General features: G+C 57.8%; 24 protein-coding genes and 1 tRNA gene. 6 read left to right on the plus strand and 19 right to left on the minus strand.

Going from position 1 to position 24,814, the window contains the following annotated elements; genetic code table 11:
- Nucleotides 1–8: 8 nt before the first annotated feature.
- The 7 genes from lspA to OR573_14155 all read right to left on the minus strand — a co-directional run bounded on the left by lspA (nt 9) and on the right by OR573_14155 (nt 7,912).
- Entirely contained in the window at nt 9–536 is a 528-nt protein-coding gene (gene lspA, locus OR573_14125; protein XGA79612.1) for a signal peptidase II, read from the minus strand.
- On the minus strand, nt 529–3,360 hold the full coding sequence (gene ileS, locus OR573_14130) for an isoleucine--tRNA ligase (protein ID XGA79613.1): 2,832 nt from the start codon (nt 3,358–3,360) through the stop codon (nt 529–531). The genes lspA and ileS overlap by 8 nt, the downstream gene beginning before the upstream one ends.
- 7 nt (nt 3,361–3,367) lie before the next feature.
- Entirely contained in the window at nt 3,368–4,435 is a 1,068-nt protein-coding gene (gene ribF, locus OR573_14135) for a bifunctional riboflavin kinase/FAD synthetase (protein XGA79614.1), read from the minus strand.
- Between the two features lie 87 nt (nt 4,436–4,522).
- Nucleotides 4,523–6,100 (minus strand): murein biosynthesis integral membrane protein MurJ, encoded by a 1,578-nt coding sequence (murJ, locus tag OR573_14140; protein ID XGA79615.1) that lies wholly within the window; start codon nt 6,098–6,100, stop codon nt 4,523–4,525.
- A gap of 131 nt (nt 6,101–6,231) precedes the next feature.
- Nucleotides 6,232–6,498, minus strand: coding sequence for a 30S ribosomal protein S20 (gene rpsT, locus OR573_14145; protein ID XGA79616.1), 267 nt, complete (start codon nt 6,496–6,498; stop codon nt 6,232–6,234).
- A gap of 373 nt (nt 6,499–6,871) precedes the next feature.
- Nucleotides 6,872–7,543, minus strand: coding sequence for a glutathione S-transferase (locus OR573_14150; protein XGA79617.1), 672 nt, complete (start codon nt 7,541–7,543; stop codon nt 6,872–6,874).
- Nucleotides 7,544–7,681: 138 nt separating this feature from the next.
- A complete protein-coding gene (locus OR573_14155) occupies nt 7,682–7,912 on the minus strand; it encodes a DUF2835 domain-containing protein (GenBank protein ID XGA79618.1) in 231 nt (76 codons plus the stop codon).
- Nucleotides 7,913–7,951: 39 nt separating this feature from the next.
- Between OR573_14155 and OR573_14160 the strand changes: the two genes are divergently transcribed.
- Nucleotides 7,952–8,926: a putative metalloprotease CJM1_0395 family protein gene (locus OR573_14160; GenBank protein XGA81758.1), complete on the plus strand. Its 975-nt coding sequence runs from the start codon at nt 7,952–7,954 to the stop codon at nt 8,924–8,926.
- Nucleotides 8,927–8,934: 8 nt separating this feature from the next.
- On the opposite strand, the gene OR573_14165 is transcribed toward OR573_14160, so the two are convergent.
- The 6 genes from OR573_14165 to OR573_14190 form a co-directional block, all read right to left on the minus strand.
- On the minus strand, nt 8,935–9,720 hold the full coding sequence (locus OR573_14165) for a PAS domain S-box protein (GenBank protein ID XGA79619.1): 786 nt from the start codon (nt 9,718–9,720) through the stop codon (nt 8,935–8,937).
- A 116-nt stretch (nt 9,721–9,836) separates the two neighbouring features.
- Complete coding sequence (locus tag OR573_14170) at nt 9,837–11,780, minus strand: nitrate- and nitrite sensing domain-containing protein (protein ID XGA79620.1); 1,944 nt, start codon at nt 11,778–11,780, stop codon at nt 9,837–9,839.
- Between the two features lie 244 nt (nt 11,781–12,024).
- Entirely contained in the window at nt 12,025–14,019 is a 1,995-nt protein-coding gene (locus tag OR573_14175; protein ID XGA79621.1) for an alkaline phosphatase D family protein, read from the minus strand.
- An 8-nt stretch (nt 14,020–14,027) separates the two neighbouring features.
- The gene (locus tag OR573_14180) at nt 14,028–15,395 is read right to left on the minus strand and encodes a HAMP domain-containing sensor histidine kinase (protein ID XGA79622.1); all 1,368 of its coding nucleotides are present in this window, start codon (nt 15,393–15,395) and stop codon (nt 14,028–14,030) included.
- Entirely contained in the window at nt 15,392–16,066 is a 675-nt protein-coding gene (locus tag OR573_14185; GenBank protein ID XGA79623.1) for a response regulator transcription factor, read from the minus strand. Before OR573_14185 ends, OR573_14180 begins: the two co-directional genes overlap by 4 nt.
- A 24-nt stretch (nt 16,067–16,090) precedes the next feature.
- Nucleotides 16,091–16,441, minus strand: coding sequence for a hypothetical protein (locus OR573_14190; GenBank protein XGA79624.1), 351 nt, complete (start codon nt 16,439–16,441; stop codon nt 16,091–16,093).
- Between the two features lie 147 nt (nt 16,442–16,588).
- Between OR573_14190 and OR573_14195 the strand changes: the two genes are divergently transcribed.
- Both OR573_14195 and OR573_14200 read left to right on the plus strand, forming a co-directional pair.
- Nucleotides 16,589–17,062, plus strand: a complete 474-nt coding sequence (locus OR573_14195) for a PepSY domain-containing protein (protein ID XGA79625.1) — start codon at nt 16,589–16,591, stop codon at nt 17,060–17,062.
- Between the two features lie 89 nt (nt 17,063–17,151).
- The gene (locus tag OR573_14200) at nt 17,152–18,204 is read left to right on the plus strand and encodes a DUF1853 family protein (GenBank protein XGA79626.1); all 1,053 of its coding nucleotides are present in this window, start codon (nt 17,152–17,154) and stop codon (nt 18,202–18,204) included.
- A gap of 24 nt (nt 18,205–18,228) precedes the next feature.
- Here OR573_14200 and proB read toward each other — a convergent pair whose 3' ends face one another.
- From proB to rplU, 4 genes are all read right to left on the minus strand, one after another.
- Nucleotides 18,229–19,362 (minus strand): glutamate 5-kinase, encoded by a 1,134-nt coding sequence (gene proB / locus OR573_14205; protein XGA79627.1) that lies wholly within the window; start codon nt 19,360–19,362, stop codon nt 18,229–18,231.
- 46 nt (nt 19,363–19,408) lie between these two features.
- Nucleotides 19,409–20,596: a GTPase ObgE gene (gene obgE / locus OR573_14210; protein ID XGA79628.1), complete on the minus strand. Its 1,188-nt coding sequence runs from the start codon at nt 20,594–20,596 to the stop codon at nt 19,409–19,411.
- A gap of 157 nt (nt 20,597–20,753) precedes the next feature.
- On the minus strand, nt 20,754–21,011 hold the full coding sequence (gene rpmA / locus OR573_14215; GenBank protein XGA79629.1) for a 50S ribosomal protein L27: 258 nt from the start codon (nt 21,009–21,011) through the stop codon (nt 20,754–20,756).
- A 43-nt stretch (nt 21,012–21,054) separates the two neighbouring features.
- Entirely contained in the window at nt 21,055–21,366 is a 312-nt protein-coding gene (rplU, locus tag OR573_14220) for a 50S ribosomal protein L21 (protein XGA79630.1), read from the minus strand.
- Between the two features lie 290 nt (nt 21,367–21,656).
- Between rplU and ispB the strand changes: the two genes are divergently transcribed.
- Both ispB and OR573_14230 read left to right on the plus strand, forming a co-directional pair.
- A complete protein-coding gene (ispB, locus tag OR573_14225; GenBank protein ID XGA79631.1) occupies nt 21,657–22,661 on the plus strand; it encodes an octaprenyl diphosphate synthase in 1,005 nt (334 codons plus the stop codon).
- A gap of 125 nt (nt 22,662–22,786) precedes the next feature.
- Nucleotides 22,787–22,863: transfer RNA gene (locus OR573_14230), tRNA-Pro, on the plus strand.
- A gap of 84 nt (nt 22,864–22,947) precedes the next feature.
- Here the strand turns inward: OR573_14230 and OR573_14235 are convergent.
- Both OR573_14235 and OR573_14240 read right to left on the minus strand, forming a co-directional pair.
- Nucleotides 22,948–23,325, minus strand: a complete 378-nt coding sequence (locus OR573_14235; GenBank protein XGA79632.1) for a hypothetical protein — start codon at nt 23,323–23,325, stop codon at nt 22,948–22,950.
- A gap of 25 nt (nt 23,326–23,350) precedes the next feature.
- Nucleotides 23,351–23,809: a hypothetical protein gene (locus OR573_14240; GenBank protein ID XGA79633.1), complete on the minus strand. Its 459-nt coding sequence runs from the start codon at nt 23,807–23,809 to the stop codon at nt 23,351–23,353.
- A gap of 242 nt (nt 23,810–24,051) precedes the next feature.
- Here OR573_14240 and OR573_14245 point away from each other — a divergent pair, with 242 nt between their 5' ends.
- Nucleotides 24,052–24,801 carry a hypothetical protein gene (locus OR573_14245; GenBank protein XGA79634.1) on the plus strand — a complete coding sequence of 250 codons (750 nt, stop codon included), beginning with the start codon at nt 24,052–24,054 and terminating at the stop codon, nt 24,799–24,801.
- Nucleotides 24,802–24,814 lie beyond the last annotated feature (13 nt).

The raw sequence follows: 24,814 nt of genomic DNA on the forward strand, positions 1-24,814 counted from the left end.
AGCAGGCATCAAGCCTTGCGTTGTTTGCGCCGACGGTCGGCAAAGAGTGATTCCCAGATCATACCCGCAGCGCCCAGGGTAATACCGATATCCGCTATGTTAAACGCTGGGTAATACCAGCCCGCCACGTGGAACGACAGAAAATCCACCACATAGCCGTGTACCAGCCGATCATAAAGGTTACCCAAAGCGCCGCCAATAATCAGCGGCAGGGCAATCGCCAGCAGCTTTTCATCCGTCTTCAACCGCGACAGCCAGACCGTCAGGGCAATACTTGCCCCGATGGCCACCGCTGCAAAGAACCAGCGCTGCCAACCCGGGTGCCCGGCCAGAAAGCTGAACGCCGCGCCGGTATTGTGCAACAGCGTCAGGTTAAAGAACGGCAGCACCTCTACCGGCTGGGCATAATTCAGCCAGTGGCTGGCGGCATACTTGGTCGCCAGGTCAAGCACTATCACCACCAGCGCCAGCCACAGCCAGCGCAGCGGTTGATGCATGGGTGCCAGCGGCGCTTGCGAGCCCGCCTGATCAGGCATAGCGGCGCGTCTCGCCCGGGCCTTCCGGCAGGTTACTGATACAGCGCCCGCACAGATCCGGATGATCTGCGTGGGTGCCAACATCTTCACGGTGGTGCCAGCAGCGCTCACACTTGGTGTGTTCGCTGGCCGCTACCGCCACCTTGAGGTTAGCAAGCTCAGTGACTTCGGCGTTGTCTCCTTCAGCAAGCGGCGCCAGATGTACCTCGCTGGTCAGCATTACAAAACGCAATTCATCGCCCAGTTTGGTCAGCGTCTGCTGCAGGCTGTCATCTACATACAGGGTAACATCCGCGGCCAGGCTGCCCTTGATCACCTTGGCATTACGTACATCTTCCAGGCACTTGTTGACCGCATGCTTGACTTCCAGCACCTGCTCCCAGAAATCACGCCCCAGCTCCGCCTGATCATCCAGGGTGCCAAGCCCCTGATAATATTCTTCCAGCAGAACGCTATCGCCCCGCTCACCCGGGATATGGGTGTAGATTTCTTCAGCGGTGAACGACAGGATCGGCGCTACCCAACGGGAAAGCGCTTCCACTACATGGTAAAGCGCAGTTTGCGCACTGCGCCGGGCCAGCGAATCTGCCTGGGTGGTGTACTGGCGATCCTTGATCACATCCAGATAGAAACCGCCCAGTTCCCGGGCGCAGAACCCATGAACCTGCTGGTAGACATCCAGGAAACGGTATTCTTCATAGGCTTTTTCAATCCGCCCCTGCAGCTGGGCAGCACGGTCGACCACCCATTGATCCAGCGCAAGCATATCGCCAAAGGCCACCTGATCACGTGCCGGATCAAAGCCGTTGAGGTTGGAAAGCAGGAAACGCGCCGTGTTGCGAATACGCCGATATACATCTGCGGTGCGCTTGAGGATTTCATCAGAAACCGCCATTTCGCCGGAGTAATCCGTTGAGGCCACCCATAAACGCAGAATGTCAGCCCCCAGCTTGTCCATCACTTCCTGGGGCGCTACCACATTGCCCACGGATTTTGACATCTTGCGACCCTGTGCATCGACGGTAAACCCATGAGTCAGCAGGCCACGGTAAGGCGGGTGGCCGTCAATCGCACAGCCGGTCAGCAGTGACGAATGGAACCAGCCACGATGCTGGTCGGAGCCTTCCAGATACAGATCAGCCTGCGGGCCGCTGGCATGCCCATGCGGGTGAGAGCCGCGCAGCACGTGGCGGTGGGTGGTACCGGAGTCAAACCACACATCCAGGGTATCGGTAACCTTATCGTACTCGGCGGCTTCTGCCCCCAACAGTTCAGCGGGGTCAAGCTTGAACCATGCCTCAATGCCTTCCTGCTCGACGCGCTTGGCGGCTTCTTCCATCAGTTCAAGCGTTTTGGGATGCAACTCGCCAGTCTGTTTGTGAAGGAAGAACGGAATCGGCACGCCCCAGTTACGCTGGCGGGAGATACACCAATCCGGGCGATTGGCAATCATGCTGTGCAAGCGCGCCTGGCCCCAGGCAGGCGTGAAGACGGTGTCTTCGATCCCCTTGAGCGCCTTGTCACGCAGGGTCTGGCCGTCTTTGCCCTGAATATCCATGCCCACAAACCACTGCGCTGTGGCCCGGTAGATAACCGGCGTCTTATGGCGCCAGCAGTGCATATAGCTGTGCTGATAGCGCTTGTGATTCATCAGCGCGCCCACCTCGCGCAGCTTATCGACAATCTGCGGGTTGGCCTTCCAGATCATCTGGCCACCAAAGAAGGGCAGATCATCAACATACACACCGTTGCCCTGCACCGGGTTGAGCATGTCATCAAAGCTCATGCCGTGCTCACGGCAGGTGTTGAAGTCATCAACCCCGTAGGACGGCGAAGAGTGAACAATACCGGTACTGCCCACCTCGGATTCCACATAGTCGGCCAGATACACCGGCGAGAGGCGCTCATAGAAAGGATGGCGGAAGTTGATCAGGTCAAGCTGCTGACCCTGAGTCGTGGCGATCACCTCGCCGCTTAGCTCATAGCGTTCCAGGCAACTTTCCACCAGCTCTTCTGCCAGTAGCAGCAGCTTGTCACCCACATCGACCAGCGCATAGGTAAACTCAGGATGAACGTTAAGCGCCTGGTTGGCCGGAATCGTCCAGGGTGTGGTGGTCCAGATCACGATGGAGGTCGGCTTGGGCAAGGCATTAAGGCCGAACGCCGCCGCCAGCTTGTCGGCGTCTTCCACCGGGAAAGCCACATCAATGGCGTCTGATGTCTTGTCGGCATATTCCACTTCAGCCTCGGCCAGCGCCGAGCCGCAGTCAAAGCACCAGTTAACCGGCTTTAGCCCCTTGAACACGTAGCCCGCATCGACCATATCGGCCAGAGCACGCATCTCACCCGCTTCGTTGGCGTAGTCCATCGAGCGGTAGGGGTGTTCCCAATCGCCGATAATACCCAGGCGGACAAAGTCCGTCAGCTGGGTTTCAATCTGGGAAGTGGCATAGTCACGGCACAGCTCGCGAGCTTTATCCGCTCCCAGATGTTTGCCGTGGGTAGTTTCTACCTTATGCTCAATCGGCAGGCCATGGCAGTCCCAGCCCGGCACGTAAGGGGCATCAAAACCGGCCAGGTTCTTGGACTTAACAATAATATCCTTGAGAATCTTGTTGACGGCGTGACCGATATGAATGCTGCCATTGGCGTAGGGAGGGCCATCGTGCAGAACAAACTGCGGCCTGCCCGCGCGGGCGTCGCGCAGGCGCTGATACAGGTTCATGTCCTGCCATTTGGAAACCCGGCCAGGCTCTTGCTTGGGCAGCATGCCGCGCATCGGAAAATCTGTTTCAGGCAGGTTCAGCGTGTGCTTATAATCCATAGTCCGGTCAGCCGTCGTTAGCGTCAGCGGAATCGTCCGCCGACCTTATGTCAGAGAAGGTCGTTGCCGCTGCAGGAATATCAGCGGCAGAAATATCAGATAAAGGGGCCGGCGCTGAGGCAAGCGGCAAGGCGTGGTTAGCGCCCTGATAGTTGGCCAGATAGCGCCGCGCGCGCGCCTGATCCGCGTAAATCTGCGCTTTCAGGGCATCAAAGTCATCAAAGCGGGTTTCACCACGCAGCCGGGCGCAAGGGTAAACCGTGCAGCGCTGGCCGTAGATATTACGGTCAAAATCAAACAGGTGTACTTCCAGGGTTGGGCGCTGCGCGCCGACGGTGGGGCGATAACCAATATTGGCCACACTCGGGTAGCAGCGGCCATCTTCAAGCTCTGCTACCGTTGCAAATACCCCGCGCAGGGTCAGCGGTTGCGGAAGCAGCGGCAGGTTAGCGGTGGGCACGCCAATCGTGCGCCCCAGCTGCTGATCGCGTACCACACGCCCACCCAGTGAATAAGGGCGACCCAGCAGACGCGCCGATGCGTGGAAGTTCCCACTGGCCAGCAGGGTGCGCACTCGGGTACTGGAAACCCGCTCATCATCCACTGTGAAGGTGCGGGTATGTTCGACGCCAAACCCCTGCTCGCGGCCTACCGCTTCCAAGAGGTTAAAGTCACCGCGCCGGTCGCAGCCAAAGCGGAAATCATCCCCCACCACCAGATGACGAACGTCCAGGCCCTTGATCAGCACCTGATCAATAAATTCACGCCCGGTGAGGCTGCGTAGCGCATCATTGAACGGCAGACACAGCACCTGCTCAGCGCCATGGGCCATCAAAAGGCGGACTTTTTCACGCAGGCGGGTCAGGCGTGGCGGCGCCTGCTCACCGGCGAAGAACTCACGCGGCTGAGGCTCGAACACCACCACCGTCAGCGGCACATCATGGCTGGCCGCGTGTTCGCGGCACTGCTGCAAAATGGCCTGATGCCCACGGTGCACACCATCAAAATTACCGATGGTTGCCACGCAACCCCGGTGTGCATCGGTCAGATTGTGCAGCCCTCGAATAACGCGCATGGCACCTCAACTGTGTGAAACCTGTAACATCAGGCGATTATAACCAACCTGCCCGCGTCAATGTATGCCTGGCCCTGTATTGTAACCTTAACTGTGCATTTTAAGTTGTTTAAGGCGCAGACCAAAGGCCGCCAGCCAGGCAAAGTAGACACCGGCGCCCAGCCCTACCAGCACGCTCACCCAGCCAACCCGCTGGAAAAGCGAAAACTCAAGCCAGGCCTGCCATTCCGGCGCCAGCCAGTAAAGGCCAATGCTCATCACCGCACTGCCCCCCACCAGCTGGAGCGCAAAACGCGGCCAGCCTGGCTGAAACACCAGAATGCCTTGCTTACGCAATAGATAGCCCAGCATGCCTGCATTCATAAAGGCCGACAAAGCCGTCGCCAGCGCCAGCCCGGCATGGGCCAGCGGCCAGATCAGAATCAGGTTGAAGACCATATTCGCCAGCATGGCGATGATACCGATCTTGACCGGCGTCTTGGTGTCCTGGCGGGCGAAGAAGCCCGGCGCCAACACCTTGATCAGCATGAAGGCCAAGAGGCCAAACGCATAGGCGCGCAGGCTCATCGCGGCCATCTGGATATCGTGATCGGTCATGGCGCCATAATGGAACAGGGTAATCAACAGCGGCTTGGCCAGCACCGCCAGCGCCAGCGCCGCAGGCAGGCCCAGCAACAGCACCATGCGTATTGCCCAATCCAGCATGGCTGAAAAATGCTCCCGGGACTGGCTGGCATGGCGCTTGGAAAGCGCCGGCAGAATCACTGTGCCAATCGCAACGCCAAACACCCCTAGCGGCAGCTCGACCAGACGGTCTGAATAATACAGCCAAGAAACGCTACCCGCTGCCAGAAATGAAGCCAGAACGGTATCCAGTAAGAGGTTGATTTGCGATACCGAGACTCCAAACAGCGCCGGTGCCATCAGCTTCAGAATGCGCCGCACTCCTTCATGGGCAAAATTCGGCCAGGGTTTGGGCAAAAGCCCCAGGCGAAAAAGAAACGGCACCTGAAAAGCCAGCTGGGCGGCACCAGCAATCAGCACCCCCCAAGCCAGCGCCATGGCCGGGGTATCCATCAGAGGCACCAGCAAAAGCGCGGCGCCAATCAGCGAGAGGTTAAGCAGCACGGGCGTAAAGGCCGGTACTGCAAAACGGTTCCAGGTATTCAGCACGCTGCCTGAAAACGCTGTTAATGAGATCAACAACAGGTACGGAAAGGTCAACTGCAGCATGTCCGCCGTCAGCGCCAGCTTTTCCGGGTCACGCCCGAAACCGGGCGCAAACACCCATACCAGCCAGGGAGCTGCGAGCATGGCCAATGCGGTAATCAGTGCCAGCACGGCGGCCAGACTACCGGCGACCGCGTTGAGCAACTCGCGGATCTCTTCCCGGGTGCGCGTCGTGGAATACTCCGAGAGCACCGGAACAAAGGCCTGGTTGAAGGCTCCCTCCGCAAATAGACGGCGCAAAAAATTGGGGATCTTGAACGCCACAAAAAAGGCGTCTGCACCGGTGCCTGCCCCTAAAAGGGCGGCGATCACCACATCCCGCGCCAACCCCATGACGCGGGAAAGCATCGTCATTGCACTGACAATCAGCCCCGACCCCATCAGCCCACGACGGGCGGGCGGCTGATCGGTGCGATCAGGCGTTGGTGTACTCATGGCAGCCTCTCTGCGTCTCATCCATTAAGACGGGCGTTAACCCAATCGTGTTGACGTCGTTATGGCAGGCAACACAGCTGACAGACACAAAAAAACCGGCCTTGGCCGGTTTTTTTAAGGCGCTTGCCGGCTTACGCCGCCAGAGCCTTGATACGCTTGTTCAAGCGGCTCTTCAGGCGAGCAGCCTTCTTCTTGGAGAGCACGTCCTTGTCAGCAATACGGTCGATAACCGGCTGCATGGCATGGAAAGCTTCCATTGACTTGGCGTGGTCACCAGTGCTGATTGCCTTGATCACGCGCTTGATATAAGTGCGGACCATGCTGCGCTGGCTGGATTTCAGGACGCGACGCTTCTCGGCCTGGCGGGCGCGCTTGCGAGCTTGCTTGCTGTTCGCCACAGGGTATCTCCTTGGAGAAAAAAGGTTGCCGTTAATGGCAACGGATTAACTGTATATTCATCGCTTGGCACCTGGCTGTTAATCAGACAGTGCCTGCTGCGACGTTTCCGACACTCAGTTACCGCTCAGTAAATAATGCGGTAACCGCTTAATTGGATTGGCATTTTGCCTTACCAAAATGTGCAACTGGCAGTGTTGAAAACTGCCCGTTCACGGGCCTTGTCTGAGAGGATGGCATAGTCTATCACCTGTCAGCCGGGCTTGCCAGCGGTTAGGCGTGTGCCGTGTCGCCGTCAAAGGCAACCCCTATCGGGGCGGCCAAGCAGGCTCCACCGGGTGAACCTGCCTTGCATGGTACAAACGCTCCGCACGGCTATATGCCTGGCAGCGTCAATGATCCGGCGCGCTCGACAACACGCTGCCAGGCCGAGTCAGCTTCAATACGTGCCACATAGCGGCTGATCGCTGGATAATCGCGCAATGAATCAGACAGGGCCAACGCCTGTAGTGGAAAGCTCATCTGCACATCTGCGCCACTCGGCCAGGTGCTGGAGAACTGGCCGCGTGGCTCCAGATGAGCCTCAATCATGGAGAGGTGCTCTGCCAGCTGAGGCGCCAGAAAACGCTCATTGACCGTGGCATTGATGCCCTTGGCGATTGGCTTGATCAGAAAGGGCGATTGTTTGGGCAACTGGCTGAACACCAGACGCATCACCAGCAGCGGCATCAAGGAGCCTTCTGCGTAGTGTCGCCAGTAACGTTCATTGACCCAGGCCGCGCTATTATCCGACGACGGCTCCGTTTGCCCTTGGCCGTAACGCATCAGCAGGTAATCCACGATGGCGCCTGATTCGGCAATGGTAATATCGCCGTCAGTCACCACCGGCGACTTACCCAGCGGGTGGATCTCTTTCAGTGCCTTGGGTGCCAGTTGAGTGTCGTTATCGCGAGCATAGGTAACGATTTCATAGTCAAGCGCAAGGATCTCCAGAAGCCAGAGAACCCGGTGTGAGCGGGACTTTTCCAGATGATGGACACGAATCATGGCGACTCCACGGTCAAAGAATGTGCTGACAAACGTCAGCAACAGGTAAAACAAGCATACCTATTTTGTTGTGCTAAACCCTACCGGCACCCATCTGGCCACACCAGAGACAAACGTCTACACATCCGCCTTCGGCCACTAACGCCGCGCAGCTAAAGGTTTAATACTGACAAACTTCCCCTCATCGGAAAAGTGCAGCCGAAAAGCGCCGTGTACGCCATCTCGACTGACGACACGGCGAATGGCTTCCGCCGGAAAAATCACCCAGCGGCCATCCAGGCTGCGAGTGCGCACATTACCAATCCGCCCTTCATAGTGGGCCAAACATTCGTCATAAGAAAGATGCAGTACGATATCAATAGAAGGCATTGACGTTGTGATGTTCCTGTCTTGCAGTCTGAGGACGAGTTGCCGATACTAGTCTATAATGTTACTTCATCGTTTACTTTCTCGGTACCGCTTATGTCCATCTCAGCTGTCAGTAGCGCATTACCGTCAACCTACTGGTCGGTCACTGCCTCTGCGACGAGCCGCGTAGGCAGCGCCGAGCGAGCCGCAGGCGCGACGCTTTCCCAGGCAGACCAGCGCCCGATTGCCGAAACAGGCAATGACTACGCGCGGGTAGCTTTATCTACCGCCAACCCGGCGGAAAGCACCGCCAACAGCCGCAGGTCTACCGAACGCGCCAGTGATGACGCTGCGCCGATCAACTCGCCGGAAGGATCAGAACAGAACCGATCCGCACGGTCAGGTGACGAAACTCAGGAAAACCGGGAAAGCGACGAGAACCCTTTTGGTAACGCCCCCACACGCTCGGACGGCACGCCGCTGAACGAACAGGAAATCCGCCAGGTTGAGCAGCTCAAACGCACCGACCAGGAAGTCCGCCAGCACGAGCGCGCCCATGAAGTTGCCGGAGGCCCCTATACCGGCAGCGCCAGCTACGATTATCAATCCGGCCCGGATGGCAACCGCTATGCGGTTGGCGGTGAAGTGCCGATTGATTACGGCCCGGTGAAGGGTGACCCCCAGGCCACCGTTGAGAAAATGCAGACCGTGATTGCCGCCGCCCTGGCACCGGCAGAGCCTTCGTCCAAGGACCTGCAAGTCGCTGCCCAGGCGCGCCAGTATCTGCTGGAAGCCAAACTTGAGGCCTCAAGGCTGCAAAGTGAAATGAACAATGCCCGCGCGACGGGCACAGAAAGCAGCAGCGCTGCTGATGCTGAGAATGCACAAGCCGACACAGCCAGCAGCGCCGCTGCTGGCAACACGGGCAACGGTATTGACCCCAGCGCCATGCCTGCCCGAGGCAACCTGGCCGCTGATACAGATGGCTCGGCGGTTGACCCCAGCAGCAGCGCTGACAATTCCCGCGCCGCTTGACGGCTTCTTCAAAGGTCGTGAAACACTGCCACAAAGCGGCGTACCTGGCCCTCATCATCATGCACCGCGGTGATGGCCTGCCAATAACGGGCAATCTCGCCGCTCTTGTTGCGATTCCACACTTCACCCTGCCAGTGGCCCTTCTCACGCAGTGAACGCCACATCTGCTGATAGAAGTCGTCATCGTGGCGGCCAGACTTGAGCAGGCGTGGCGTTTGTCCTACCGCTTCGGCGCTTGAATAGCCGGTAATCTCTACAAATGCCTGGTTCACCCGTTCAATGACCACATCCGCATCGGTAATCAAGGTAGCCTGACCGGTTTCAAACGCGGCCGCCATCAAGCGCAGCTCATTCTCCTGGCGGCGCCAGTGAGTAATATCCTCCTTGACGGCAACATAGTTGAGAATCTCACCGTCTGAATGCTTGACCGGTGTGATGGTCTGCTTCTCCCAGTACAGCTCGCCGTTCTTGCGTCGATTGAGAATTTCACCTTTCCAGACATCGCCAGCTTTCAGCGTTGCCCACATGGTGTCGTAGACCGCATTCGGCGTCATGCCAGACTGAATCAAGGCGGGCGTCTTACCCAGGAGCTCCTCACGGTCATAGCCGGTGATTTCCAGAAAACGCTGGTTAACAAACTCGATGCAACCATTCGCATCAGTAATGGCTGTCGCCACCGGGCTCTGCTCAACGGCCACGTAGAACTGCTCAAAACGCAGCCCGGAAAGCGTATCGACCGTTGAGGTTTTTTTATCAGGGTGGCCGCTGTTGGCAGAGTGAAGAGTATGGGTCATGGCCGGTGGCCTCCTACCTACGCTGATCGTCAATATCCAGGCAGCCTCCGGCACAAATGCCATAAGATACCCGGGCGCCCTTGATAAAAAGCGCCCGAATATCATGACGGCTGTGGCTAGGAAGACGCAAGCCGCGGCGTGGTGCCAACTTCGTGAACCTGATATTTACCGATCATTTGTGCCATTTCTTCTGCCTGTTCATCCAACGAGCGGCTGGCAGCCGCCACTTCCTCTACCAGGGCGGCGTTCTGCTGGGTGACTTCTTCCAGTTGGGTCATGGCACGGTTGATTTCCTCAATCCCTGATGACTGTTCTGTGGTCGCCGAGGCCATTTCATCGACCAGATTGGCGACTTTCTGCACCCGCTCGGAAATGGTCTTGAGCGTTTCGCTGGTAGACGTCACCAGCGCTTCCCCTTCACTGATCCGCGCAACATTGTTATCAATCAAGTGGCGAATCTGGTCGGCTTCCTCAGAGCTACGGCTAGCAAGCTTACGCACTTCATCAGCAACGACTGCAAAACCACGCCCATGCTCACCGGCGCGGGCCGCCTCAACCGAGGCATTCAATGCCAACAGGTTGGTCTGGAAGGTGATGTTGTCAATCGCGGCAATAATGGTAGTGACCTGATCATTGGCACCATGAATCTGATGCATGGCGTCCTGAGCGCGGGTGGCCACCGACGACGCTTCCTGTGCTTCACGAGCAACGTCCTTGGTCATACTCTGGGCCTGATGGGCATTATCAGCGCTCTGGCGAACAGTCGCAGTGATTTCTTCCATACTTGAGGCCGTCTGCACCAGAGAGGCCGACTGCTCCTCGGTACGCTGGGCCAGATCCTGGTTGCCCTGGGCAATTTCACCGCTGGCCACTTCCACAGATTGAGCATTGCGTTTGAATTCGGCAATCAGGGTTTCGATTTCCTCAGAGGCGTGGTTAAAGGCCGTGTAAAGCTTTGAAAGCTCATCGCTGCCCGGCACTGCCAGGCGCTGAGTCAGGTCATTGCCACGTGTCTCGATATTCTCCAGGGCGCGTTTCAAAGGCCGCGTAATGCCACGTACGATCAACACCGCTGCCAGCACAGCGGCCAGCGCCGTCACCAGCGCGACGACCAGATAGCTCCATAGCGCCGTGCGAGCCTCGCCACGCAGGGTAGCGGTACTCTCGATCACCTTATCAGCCAACTGGTCTTCCAGCGCCTTGAGGCGGCCAATCTTGACGGTCTGCCATTCAAACCACTGCTCTGGGGAGACGTTGTAGCCGCCACGCTCATAGCGCTCAATTGCCAGCTCGCGACGCTCGATCAGGCGCTCAATTTCCGGGCCACTCAACGCCTGATCCAACTGTTCAAGATCTTCAGGGCTGGCAAAAGTACGCAGACTGGTCAGAAATGCCTGTTCCCGGCCTAACAGAGACAGAAAGTTGCGCAGCATATCCGTCGACATACCATCCGCCGCAAAGGCATTGGACAACATGGCCCGCTCAATACCCGCCAGATCCTTGGCCTCCAGCAGGCTATAATAAGCGGTCAGCTGGCGGCTGATTTCGCCCTCACTGGTCAACCGCGACAGCGCACCTACCAGCCGCATCAACTGACCGTTAATTGAGGTGTAGTGGCTAATCGCCTCGCCGCTGGGAATATCCAGGCGATCCACCCTGGCGCGCACCTGGCGGGTTGCGTTCCACTGACGGTTAAGCTGTTCAAACTGGGTAAGGGCCGCAGCACTCAATACGCCTTCTTCAAGCGCGTCGCGTTGATTAAAGAACGCCTCGGCAGCAGCGTCGACTTCAGGGCGCTGCCCGTTCAGACGTTGCCCGAACGACTGCCCTTCACTGCCGATAAAGCCAGCGGTCATCCCCCTTTCCAACTGCACCTGATGCACCCAGTCGCCAGCCCGCTGAGCCAGTTCGGTCATCGCATAGAGACGATCAAGCTCGCGCACCAAGCTCTGGCGTTCCAGCACGCCGTTAACCGCAAACCAGGCCAGCGCCAATAAAGGCAATGCCAACACCAGGGCGAATTTGGCGCGCATCGGAATTCGATTCAAAAACTGTGTCATGGCTTAGCCCCGGGTATAAAAATGTATTAACGTCACACGCAGCATCGCCAACAATAGCAGCGATTTTTAAGACCGCATCACCGCTAGTCCAATTGTTAAACAATGATAAGCAATGCGAAGAAAGACAAGTCTAGAGGCTTTCTACTGCGACGTCTTGCCCCAAGTCATAAGATTTATGATTCCCACGCAGGAGAATGGGAAGGGGGAAGAAAGTGTCGAAGGAAAAGTGAGCACCAAGGCCTGTTTAACACCTCAATGCCTTGGGCGGTGGAAAGACCACATCCATGCCCCGAACGTCCAGTTGGCGGATATCTAGCGGCCGGCCTTCTTCATCCAGAGTCACCAACCCAATACCGCTGCCGTTCCATAGCCGTTCACCTGCTTTTGCCTGCTCAGGGTCGCGGGGGTAGACGCTGAACTTACGGCGCTTGGTCAGCCAATTAAGCGGCGACAAGGGGGCGTATAGCCAGCGGTTAAGGCGGTCAAAGGTATTTAATAGCGTCTCTGGAAAGGTGTTCTTGATCCCGCTTGAGGTAATCTGCCAAAGGTGGGGCGTTTCTTCACGATGGCTGACCAGAATGTCGTAGGCAAAGGAGTAGTGCACATCACCGGAAAGAATAACGAAATTACCCGGAGTTTTTGAATGCCGCCAGATCTGCAGCAACACGCTGGCCGCACCGCGATGGGCCATCCAGTTTTCGGCATCGACTACCAAGGGTTTGCCCAGCCAGGTGAAGATCTTCTGGATGCCCTCGATCAATTTGACGCCAAACATCGGCGCGGGGGACACAATGATCGCGCCTGGGGCATCAATCAGTGCCTGCTGCATTTCCATCAGCGCTTCCCAGTCCATCAGCCCAGAGGGCCGCTTGGGGTTACTTTCACTGCGCCAGCGGCGGGTACGGGTATCCAGCACAATCAAGGGCGGGCTGCCCGGCAGTTGGTATTCCCAGCCCTGAAAGCGCAGCAGTTGCTCGATAAACTCATCATGCTGTTCAGCCACCAGCGGCCTGGGTGCGGGTGAGGAAGTGCGCAACAGCGCCTGAGTGCTATCAATCAGCCCTTGCAGTTTTTCCGGAGCATTCCCCCAGCCCTGGCACAGCAGATAGGCAAACAGCGCATTACCGATAATCCGCTTGGAAAACGGATGGCCATAGGCCGTCATTTCCCAATCAGCGGTCAGGTTCCAGTCATCAGTGACGTCATGATCATCAAAAATCATCAGGCTGGGAATATGCGCCATCACCCGGGCACACTGCGGCAAACCATCCACAAAAGCATCAATAATGCCTTTCTCCTGCTGATAAAGCTGCGCCTTGTCGGCTTCCAGTTCGGGCGCTGTCACCTCGACCAGCCGCCAGGGCGTGGGTGACCAGGTCAGAAAATACATGGCCAGCATTTCTGCCAGCGTCATCAAGTGATTGTGGGCGTTGGCCGAGGTGAATATCGGTTTTTTGACGCCACCAAAAAAACGCTCACGCAAGGCGGCATTGCTGGTCGCATCGGGCAACAACGCCTCACGCTGGTAGTAGCTGTTGGCTGACTGATACAGCGCCTGGCTGTCGCCCACGGTCGCCCCTTCCAGCACTTCATCTACCAGCCCCAGGCGCGCAATCAGGGCATGAATTGCCCGCAGCAGCGGGCCAGCCACGTCATCGACATATACCTGATCACCGGTCATCAACAGCCAGGCCGGGCGCTGCTCGCTATCCATCAGGCGGCTCTCCAACCAGCTATCAGCGCGCACCAGGCCATCCGGGCCATCATGATGAGGCTTGCGACAAGAGCCATGCAGCAGCCGCCGATGATCAGAGGCAATCACCAGATTCGGGCAATCCCTGCCTGCATAGCACAGCCAGGGCGCCCATTGACCGATACCGGCAACCTCGCCATCCGCGTTTTCCACCAAGACGTCATAATCAATCAGCGTATCGGTCGGCAGCGGCGACCCCAGCTCCAGGTCAATCAAGTACAGGCAAGCGTGGCGCCCTAGCCACACACATTGCTGGGCATCTTCAAGCGCGTGACATTGCGCAGGCTGCCCGATAGGCTGCAGTTTGAGCTGAAGTTTCACTTCCCGAGAGGCCACTAACCACATCACCCAGCGGCCTGACGTTATTCTGCGCAGCAAGGGCCCCACCAAAATATCTGGCAGGGTTTGTGTCGACGGAGTTTGTGTCGATAGGGTTGGTGTAGAAAGGGTTGGTGCAGATAAAGGTGTCTGTTCTGATTCAGGCATGGAAACCCTCAAGGCTGTGCTACGACAGGCAACATCACGGTGACCTGCAACCCTCCCTGTACTGCCCGTGATAGCGTCAATTCTCCCTGATAGAGTGCCACCAGATCTGCCACGATGGAAAGCCCTAAACCGCTCTGCGAGCGCTGCTCATCAAGGCGGCTGCCGCGCTCAAAGGCTGCCTGGCATTGCTCATCCGTCATGCCGGGGCCATCATCGCTGATCTGCAGGGTCAGCCACTTCCCTTGGCAGGCAGCTTCCATTATGACCGCATGGCTTGCCCAGCGCAGCGCATTATCCAGAAGATTGCCAACCAGCTCCTGGGCATCCTGCTCATCAAGGTAGACAGAGCGTTCCCCATGCCACTGGGAGCACAGTGTGAGCCCGCGCCGCTGGGCCAGCCTGCCAAGGCCTGAAAGCATGGGTGCCAGGGTGGTTGATAGCTTCAAGGGGGCTATGCGGGCACCTTCCCCTGCCGCTGATGCTCTTGCCAGGTGATGGCGAACGGCATTATCAATACGCGCAAGCTCTGCCTCCCAGCGCGGCCGCTGGGCCTCTGGCAGTTGGGCGAGCTGCAAACGCATCACACTCAACGGGGTTTTAAGGGCGTGGGCAAGATTGCCTGCTGTATGCCGCCCTCGCTCAATCAGGCGTTGATCCCTGGCCAGCAAGGCATTCATTGCGCTGGCCAGGGCATTCAGCTCATCCGGAAAGTCGTTGGGCAGCTGCTCGGCGCGTCCGTCATGAATGGCTTGCAGATGAGCGCGCAAGCGGCGCAGTGGTGACAGCCCCCAGCGTACCTGCAGCGCCAGCACAGCCAGTAAAACGCCCCCCAATGCGGCCAGTCCAGCCCATAACCATTGGCTGAATGAGTGAATATCAGCGTTCAGTTCAGCATCACTGGCGGCGATACTGACATGCAGGACAGACGGCAGCGACGCTAGCTGGATATCGCGCTCAACCACCCGCAAGGTTTGTTCGCGCGGGCCGCTCAGGGTGTTTGCGACTTTTTCTACGCTATGCACTGGCAGGCGCTGATCCCATAATGAACGTGAGGTCAGAGTACGCTCGCCACCATCACTGATCTGCCAGTACCAGCCTGAAAACACCTGCTCAAAGCGCGGATCGCCCAGCGAGCGATCCATCATCAACTTACCCGTCTGCGGATCAACCTCCACCCCGGCCAAAAGAACGTTAAGCACTGCCGTCAGGCGGTTATCAAACCCCTGCGTGGCAGCTTCACGATAATGCTGGGACAGGAAAATGCCCGCTGCAGGGAGCGCCAGGCCCACGATCAACAAGGCAGCAAGCAGCAAACGGCTGGCAATCGAACGCCGCCTCCAGCGACGACGATAGTGAGTCAGGCTAGGTCGCGTCATGGCGTATCAAGTGGCTCCGCCAGGAGCCGATAGCCTTGACCACGCAGGGTGGCAATCCGCCAGGCCCCCAGTTTGCGGCGTAGACGGCTGACCTGGACGTCTATCACGTTGGAATCCGGCTCATGATCGCGATCATACACATGCTCGGAAAGCTCAGTACGGCTAACCACGCGGGGCGCCGCCTGCATCAGATAGCGCAGCAAGCGGGTTTCCTGAGCGGTTAGCGACACCGGCCGACTGGCCAGAGCAACGTGCTGAGTATGGGTGTCGAGGGTCAACTCACCCACGCTCAGCAGCGGATGGGCATGGCCGTGGCTACGCCTTACCAGCGCATGCAGGCGGAACAGCACTTCAGCGGCTTCAAAAGGCTTGGTGACATAATCATCGGCGCCGGCGGAAAATCCTGCCGCCTTGTCCGCCCAGCGCTCGCGGGCGGTCAGGATCAACACAGGCAGGTTGATTCCATCGTCTCGCCAGGCACTCAGCCAGCGCACGCCATCACCATCGGGCAAGCCCAAATCAAGAATGATCGCATCATAGGTTTCGGTACGCACCAGGAAATCCGCTTCCTGGCCAGTGGCGGCAGATTCCGCCAGCCAATCGCCCTGACGCAGAACATCCATCAGCGCCTCCGCCAAAGCCAAGTCATCTTCTACCAGCAGGCATTTCAAATAACATCCTCCTGAGGGGGCACATTACGGCCTGCGCATGGCATCAATGTGCACCCCCTCGATTTCCATCAACTGACCTGTGTGGCCATCAAACTCGAACTCAACAATCTGGCCCCGCTCACCGAGCAGTTTGATTTCATACTCTACTTCACCGTCATCCCGTTCGACTTCCACTTCCAGCACGTCGCCGATATAGTGCGCTTCCAGCCAGTCCAGAATATTTTCCAGAGGCACCACTTCACCTCGCTGGACATCATCATGCAACGAATGCCAGTGCTGGTCTGCCCCCGGGGAGGCAGAAAAAAGCAGGCACCCCAAGGCAAGCAGCCCGCCCTTAAGGGCACGACGATAAAGGTAGTGATTAAGTCTCATCATTTACTCAGCATGCCAAAAGGAACATGAACCATCGATGAACCCAGGCGTCAGTTCCAGGCAAGCCAAGCAGTGCTATAACGGTGATCACGGTCACGCTGACGTTCCTTTCAATCCACATGCGTGACGTTTGATCCACCCAAGGAGAATATGATGACCTCTATCAAGAAAGCTCTGCTGATCCCCGCCGCGGCCCTGCTGTTTATCGGCACTGCCCAGGCGAACGACACAATGGATATCAACCGCATCGACCAAATTCTTGAACAGACTTCCGCTTACGGGTTTACCCATCTTGAGGAAATCGAAATCAAACGCCAGGGGCATGCTGAAGTAGAAGGCTGGCTGGATGATGAATGGAACGCCGAGGTTCGTTTTGATCTGGAAAACGGCGACACCCTGAGTGAAAAACGCGAACGCCTGATCACCGGTGCCTGGGGCATGAGTGACGAGGAGGTGCGTTCAGCCTTTGAGCTCGCCCGTTCAGAAGGCATGACAACCTTTGAAGAAATCGCGATTGACGAAAGCGGTATGATCGACATTGAAGGCCGCGATGCCAATGGGCGCGAGATTGAAATCAGGCTACGCCAGGGTGCTGCCCAAATCAGCCATATCGAACGTGACTGACAACCTGAATTAGTGGCAGGATAACCTCAACCATACATCGGCGTTAGCCAGCGGCTACGCCGATGATGGTGCTACAGGAGGCAAGCCTTTTGAGACACTTTTTCCTGCCACAGGATGACACAGGCGGACACATTCATTCTTCCACACTGGAAGGCGTATCATCAGGCTGGCGCACTAGCGTCATGCGCGATATGGCCTGGCTGCTGAACGCGCCGGATCTGGTGGCGCTTGGGGATATTCCCGGGCGCCCTAGCCTTGCAACCCTGGGATTGCAGTCACCGGCTGATATTGATGCCTGGCTGCATTGTCAGCAGGATGCCCTGCATCATCTGCCACTGCGTGAACTGCGCCACGCGCGGATGGGCCATTACCACGAACGGCTGTGGCATTATCTGCTCGACCACGCTCCTGGCACGCGGCTGCTGGCCCGCAATGTACGCATCTTTGCCCAGCGCAATACACGCGGCGAGCTGGACATGCTCTACCGCACCTGCCAGAACCCCACGCCCATTCATCTTGAAGTGGCCATCAAGTTTTATCTGGGGTTACCCGATGGGCCGGGGGCCGCCGATAGCCAGAGCCGCTGGATTGGCCCTGGCGGATTCGACAGCCTCGATATCAAGCGCTACCACATGCAGCACCGCCAGTTGCCGCTTTCCAACACGGCAGACGCCCGGCGAGCCTTACGCCACTGGCTCACCCCACGTGACAGCCTGGCAAATAACGGCCCCGAACCTGTGGCAATAGCGCATCAGATGGCCATGCCAGGCATTCTTTATTACCCTTGGCACCGTCATTTACCGCCACCCCAGGGTGCCACGCCTGAGCATCGTCGCGGCCTGTGGTGCCATGCCCATGACTGGCCAGCGCTGGCCGCAAGCCTTGCGCCGGACACTCTGGCCACCTGGCTGACCAAACCTCACTGGCTGGCGCCACCGCCGCTGGAGCAATGGCACTCCCTGGCAGAGATTGTAGAGCAGACGCACCTATACGCAGACGCAGACGCAGCCCCAGAGCCAAGAGGCCCAAAACGCTGGCCGCAGCAGCTGATGTGCTATACCCCTGCCGACGACCAGACAACACGTATTTTTATTGTGCCCAATCAGTGGCCAACGCATATCCCGCTCCCAGCGCCGCCTTAGCCAACCAGCCTCAAGCCGGTTGGATCAGACAACCACCAGATTATCGCGGTGAATCAGCTCGTGGGCCTCGACATAGCCCAGAATGGCTTCGATCTGATGGCTGGGTTTACCCGCCAGCCGACGCGCTTCGTCCGCGCCATAATTGACTAGCCCTTTGGCCACCCGAGTGCCCTGTTCATCCACGCAGAGCACCATATCGCCGCGCTTGAAGCTGCCTTGCACCTCACGCACACCGACCGCCAGCAGGCTGGAGCCTTTATCCCGCAATACCTTGACCGCACCGGCATCCAGCACCAGCGAACCGCGCACCTGCAGCTGACCCGCCAGCCAGCGCTTGCGCGCGGCCATCGGCGCCTGTTCAGGGCGCAGCAGCGTGCCCAGGGCTTCACCGGCCATCAGGCGGGTCAAGACATTCGGCTGGCGGCCGCTGGCAATCACGGTGACAGCACCGGAGCGCGCGGCCAGCTGGGCGGCGCGTACCTTGGTGCTCATGCCGCCTCGCCCTAGCGCACCGCCGGTGCCTGCCACCGCCACCAGGTGCGGATCATCGGCCCGGCCTTCGGCAATCAGCTGAGCGTCTGCATGGTGGCGAGGGTCAGCATCAAACAGGCCTTCCTGGTCGGTCAGCAGGAACAGCGCTTCGGCTTCGAGCAGATTGGCGACCAGCGCCCCCAACGTATCGTTGTCGCCAAAGCGGATCTCGTCGGTCACCACGGTGTCATTTTCATTGATCACCGGCACCACACGCATTTCCACCAGGGTACGCAAGGCCGAGAGCGCATTCAGGTAGCGCTTGCGGTTGGAAAGGTCGTCATGGGTCAGCAGGACTTGGGCGGTCAGAATACCGTGGCGGGCAAAATGCTGCTCATAGCACTGGGTCAGGCCGTTCTGCCCCACCGCAGCGGCAGCCTGCAACTCATGCACCGCACTTGGCCGCGCCTGCCAGCCAAGGCGTACCATGCCCGCCGCCACGGCCCCTGACGAGACCAGTACCACTTCAACACCGCGCTGATGCAGCTCGGCAATCTGGTCAACCCAGCCACCGATGCCATCGGTATCCAGGCCACGCCCGTCGTTGGTCAACAGGGCGCTACCAATCTTGACCACGACGCGGCGCGCGCGACTCAGACTCTCCCGCCCCAGCTCATGCTCGCTCACAGTCTTTCTCCCATACCGTCACTTCCCTCACTATGATGCAAGGTGTTCAGGGTGCGTATTCCACATCAACATCATAGTCATCATCATCGAAGTCATCGTCATCCGCGTCACGGGGTTTGCGTTTGCGACCCAGCCGCGCTTCAGTACGTGCCACCGACTCCTCTTCCATACGCCGACGCATTTCCTGCTCACGGGCATGGGCTTCCTCGTCTTCGTGCTCCAGACGCTGCTGCTCGGTCAGCCAACGGTGCGCCGCCTGCACCAGGGCATCGGTACCCTCGCCGCTGATGGCACAGATACGAAACACCGGGCCTTCCCAGTTCAGCGCCTGGATAATGGACTGGGCGCGCGCTTCACGCTCATCTTCCGGCAGAAGGTCAAACTTGTTCAACACCAGCCAGCGCGGGCGCTCAGCCAGGGCGGGCGAGAACTGACCCAGCTCGCGGACAATCGCCTGAGCTGCTTCGATGGGATCTGATTCATCAAAGGGTGCCACATCCACCACGTGCAGCAGCAAACGGGTACGGGTCAGGTGCTTCAAAAAGCGCAGCCCCAGGCCAGCGCCATCGGAAGCGCCTTCAATCAACCCCGGCACATCCGCCATCACAAAGTGCTCATGCATCCCAAGCTTAACCACGCCAAGGTTCGGCACCAGGGTGGTAAACGGGTAGTTGGCCACCTTGGGCTTGGCCGCCGACACCGCACGAATCAGCGTCGATTTACCCGCATTGGGCATGCCCAGCAGGCCAACATCCGCCATCACCTTCATTTCCAGGCGCAGGTTGCGGCGATCCCCTTCGGTGCCCGGCGTTGTGCGCCTGGGCGCCCGGTTGGTGGAGGATTTGAAGTGGATGTTACCCAAGCCACGGCGGCCCCCTTCAGCCACCAGCACCACCTGGCCAATATCGGTCACGTCGGCAATCACTTCCAGGGTATCTTCATCAATCACTGTAGTGCCGACCGGCACCTTGACATGCAGATCTTCCCCTGCTTTGCCGCTCATCTGGCGACCCATACCGCCCTGGCCGTTTTCAGCCTTGTAGAAACGCTGAAAGCGAAAATCAATCAGGGTGTTCAGCGCATCATCACCAATCAGGTAGACGCTGCCGCCGTGGCCACCGTCACCACCGTCAGGGCCGCCCTTGGGTACGTATTTTTCGCGGCGAAAGCTTAAACAGCCGTTACCGCCTTTGCCGGCCTCAACAATGATTGAAGCTTCATCGACAAATTGCATGGAATATTCTCCTGGCCGCTTTCGCCGCCGGTTGCCTCCAGATGTCTGCCCTGCGCATCCGCTAAAAGCGGGCTTCAAACGTCAATGACGTTAGCAGACAAAAAAGCCCCGCCGTAGCGGGGCTTTTCCTGTTCAACGTCTTGCCTGGCAAAAATGCTTAGGCAGAAACAACGCTGACGAACTTGCGGCTTTTCGGGCCTTTGGTCTCGAACTTCACAACGCCTTCGTCAAGTGCGAACAGCGTGTGGTCACGACCCAGGCCGACACCCGCGCCCGCATGGAACTTGGTGCCGCGCTGACGAACAATGATGTTACCCGGAGCGACGGCCTGACCGCCGAAAAGCTTCACACCCAAACGTTTGGATTCGGAATCGCGGCCGTTACGCGTGGAGCCCGCTGCCTTCTTATGTGCCATGGTAAAAACCTCCTACAAAGGAAATAACCTGGAAAATGACTGCTTACGCAGAAATTCCGGTAATTTTGACTTCAGTGAACCACTGACGGTGGCCCTGACGCTTCATGCTGTGCTTACGACGACGGAACTTGATGATGTTGATTTTCTTGGCACGGCCATGATCAACGATCTCAGCGGATACCTTAGCGCCTTCAACCAGCGGAGCGCCAACGGTAACGTCGTCACCGTCTGCTACCAGCAGAACTTCGTCAAACTCGATGGTTTCGCCGGTCGGAATTTCCAGCTTCTCGAGCTTCAGTGTCTGACCTTCCTGAACGCGGTACTGCTTACCACCGCTTTTAATGACTGCGTACATGTTTCTCTCCGAGACGGCTTATAGATGCCGCGGCCCATTGCCACGGCGCTCATCGGCGTGGCTCTTGATCGACCTGCTGCGAGTAGCGCCCCTTTCGGCAGCCATCTGACAGGGAGCATGATGAGCGGGCCGCGAATTATAGCGACTTTACCCGCGTACTACAACTATCCTGGCCGTTGTCAATGCCTGGCTTTTTTGACACGGCTTGACGGCCAACAGAGCTGACCATAGCATGACATCAACTCTATTTGGCGCTGTCGCCACTTTCACCTGCCGCGATGAATGAATCAATGACTGCGAACGCTTCTCCAACCTCGCCTGCCAGCTCCTCTCCTGCCCCGCTGCACGCCGTGGTGGCGGATGATTTCGTCGCGGTTAACCGCACCATTGTTGAACAGCTCAGCTCCAAAGTGCCACTAGTAGCGACAATCAGCGAATATATTATTGAAAGCGGCGGCAAGCGCCTTCGCCCGCTGATGGTACTGCTCGCAGCGCGCTCGCTTGATTATCAGGGAGACAAGCATATCCTGCTCGCCACCCTGATCGAGTTCATGCACACCTCCACCCTGCTGCACGACGACGTGGTCGATGAGTCGCACCTGCGGCGCGGCAAGAAAACTGCTAACGACGCCTGGGGCAACGCCCCCTGCGTACTGGTCGGTGACTTTCTGTATTCCCGCTCCTTCCAGATGATGGTCGATGTAGGCTCCATGCGCATCATGGCCATCCTGTCTGCCGCTACCTGCACCATTGCCGAAGGCGAGGTGCAGCAGCTGACCAATATCGGCAATCCGAGCATTTCTGAAGCCGATTACTTTGAAACCATTCAGGGCAAGACGGCCATGCTGTTCGAAGCCGCCTCACACAGTGGCGCCGTGCTTGCCAACGCTACCCCCGAACAGGAAGAAGCCCTGAAGCTGTATGGCCGCTATCTGGGGCTGGCCTTTCAACTGGTGGATGATCTGCTGGACTACCAGGGCAACGCGGATGCCATGGGCAAGAACGTGGGCGACGACCTGGCCGAAGGCAAGCCAACGCTGCCACTGATCAACGCCATGGAACGCGGCACCCCCGAACAGGCCAAGCTGATTCGTCAGGTGATTCGCAAAGGCGGGCTGGAGCAGCTGGATGAAGTGCTTGAGATTGTCCACACCACCGGCGCCCTGGACTACACCCGCGCCCGCGCTGATGAAATGGCCGACAGGGCACTGGCACAGCTGGACGCCCTGCCCCCCAGCCCCTTCCGCGATACCATGGCGCACCTTGCCCGCCTCGCCGTAGACCGCGACACCTGATCAAGAATTGATCAAGAGCAACAACAGCTGGCGTTTAATCAACAGTTTTCAGCCAACAGGGCTTGAAAAAAGCCACGCCGCCCCGTATTATCTGCCTCCGTTGAACGGCACATACCGCAACGCATCGGAATATAGCTCAGCTTGGTAGAGCGCTGCCTTCGGGAGGCAGAGGTCGTAGGTTCGAATCCTGCTATTCCGACCAAAAATTCTAGTAAAAACGGCCACTTAGCTCATCGAGCAAGTGGCCGTTTTTGGTTAAAGATGAAACGTCAACAGGCCCTAACAATCAGTCTGCTTGGCCAGCATGGTTGTTCAAAAGAACGGCTATCAGATCCGCATAAGCCTGTTCAGACTTCTCTGCCTGCCTGTTCGCCCCATCAATAGCCCGGTCAACGTCATTGTTCGCTTTTACCAGTTCCCTCTGGATTGTCTTTTCAATATGAAGATGCCCCGAGTAATCGCCTTCCGGCAAGGCCTTGATTGCCTCTCTCACTTCGTGACGAAGCCGCTCTGCCAATTCGCGGGCCTGTTCTTCCTCAAGGCGTTTCTTCCGAGCCTTATGTACCGCTGATGCGAGCTTCTGGGCGGCTGTCAGAATGTCACCGGAATGTGCCATCGCCTGAGGCAAGCTGATAACGGCGTTGCTGGATACATTGGTACGCATATATTTCCCCGTTTGCTTACAGCGCTTAGTTTGACGGAGTAATAATGCTCAGCAATTCCTTGTAAGCGCCCTGTGATTTTTCCGTTTCCTCATCAGCGCTTTCCACTGCCTTGTCGAGTTTTTTCAATGCTTTCAGTACGTCCTTCTGGACATCTTCAAAGCTGCGCATCTCTGTTGTCACCCGTTTTTCCAGGCGGGCCTCAAAGGCATCATTGGCCTCTTTTTGAAGCGCCCTTGCGGCCTGCTCGGCTTCATCTTTTTCAACAAGATTTTTCTCACGCTTTTTTGCTGCCAAGGCCAGGGTTTTGGCCGCTTCCAGGATATCGTCCACCCGTGGGGTGATCTCTTCCAGTGACAATACGGGATACCCGTGATCGTCTACGGACGCCGAGTGACTGCCCGTGTCATCGACTGTGGTTTCAGAGTCAATGTAACGCTCTACGCTGGCATCAGGGCCTGCGCCATGTTCGTGCCGATCATTCATCAGATGCTGCTCTCCCGTGTACATAAAGAATTCCTCCGGACGTGACTGGTGTTGCCCACCACATCGTAATCCGGCAATCAAACAGGTTGCTCAAGAGACACTCTGTCCCACGGCTATAGGCCGACGTAGGATATATAAACGACTGACGTGTTAATATAGCCGTTTCGAAAATTGGCGCGTTTGCGTTGGCATGAAGTCGTCGTACCGAAGGCGGTGCCTTCATTGAGCCGAGGAGAATATTCATGGCAGCCTATACGGATATTTCCTTCGTCACGGTGCGACGCCGATTTGATTTTCGTAGTATCGAAATCGGACGCTGGGTCACACCGGCTGAGCGCGATCGTGCCGCCGGTCATTTCCTGCACGCACTGGAAGATTTAATGGCGGTACTCCAGGGCCCGGAACACCTGGTGTCCCTGCGTGGCACCCTGGGGTTGCAATATGGCATCGGAGGCCAGCTGGGTGTGGCCGCGCATTATTTACCTGCCAGCCGACAGCTGGCGCTGGCCAAAAATGCCGGTGCCGGAAGCCTGGCTCACGAATGGTACCACGCGTTTGATCACTACATAGGGGCGAAAGCCTTTCTTCATACCGCCCCTCTTCAGTTCGCCTCCAGTGCCTGGCTGGAAGGGGCGCTGCAAAAGCCTCATACGCTGAACCAGCGGCTGGCTGATGGCCTTAAAGCGATCTTTCTCACCGATGATGGCACTGGACCCAGTCAGCTTTTTGAGGCGTCACAGAAAGCAGATAACCAGTTAAAAGTGCTGTATTACGCCAGGCCTGAGGAAATGTGTGCCCGGGCATTCGAAGCCTTTGTGGAAGATTGCCAGCCCAGCAACCGTTTCCTGGTGAACGGCACTATCCAGTCCGATGAAGCTCATGCGGGCTTATACCCTCAGGGACGGCAGCGCCAGCAAATTAATCAGGCCTTCGAGAGGTATTTCTCAGCACTTGGTCAAGCGCTCTACCGGGAGCAGGAAAAATCTGGGTGAAGCTTTCTGTTAT

This window comes from Halomonas sp. CH40 (genome assembly GCA_041875495.1).
Lineage (GTDB): Bacteria > Pseudomonadota > Gammaproteobacteria > Pseudomonadales > Halomonadaceae > Vreelandella.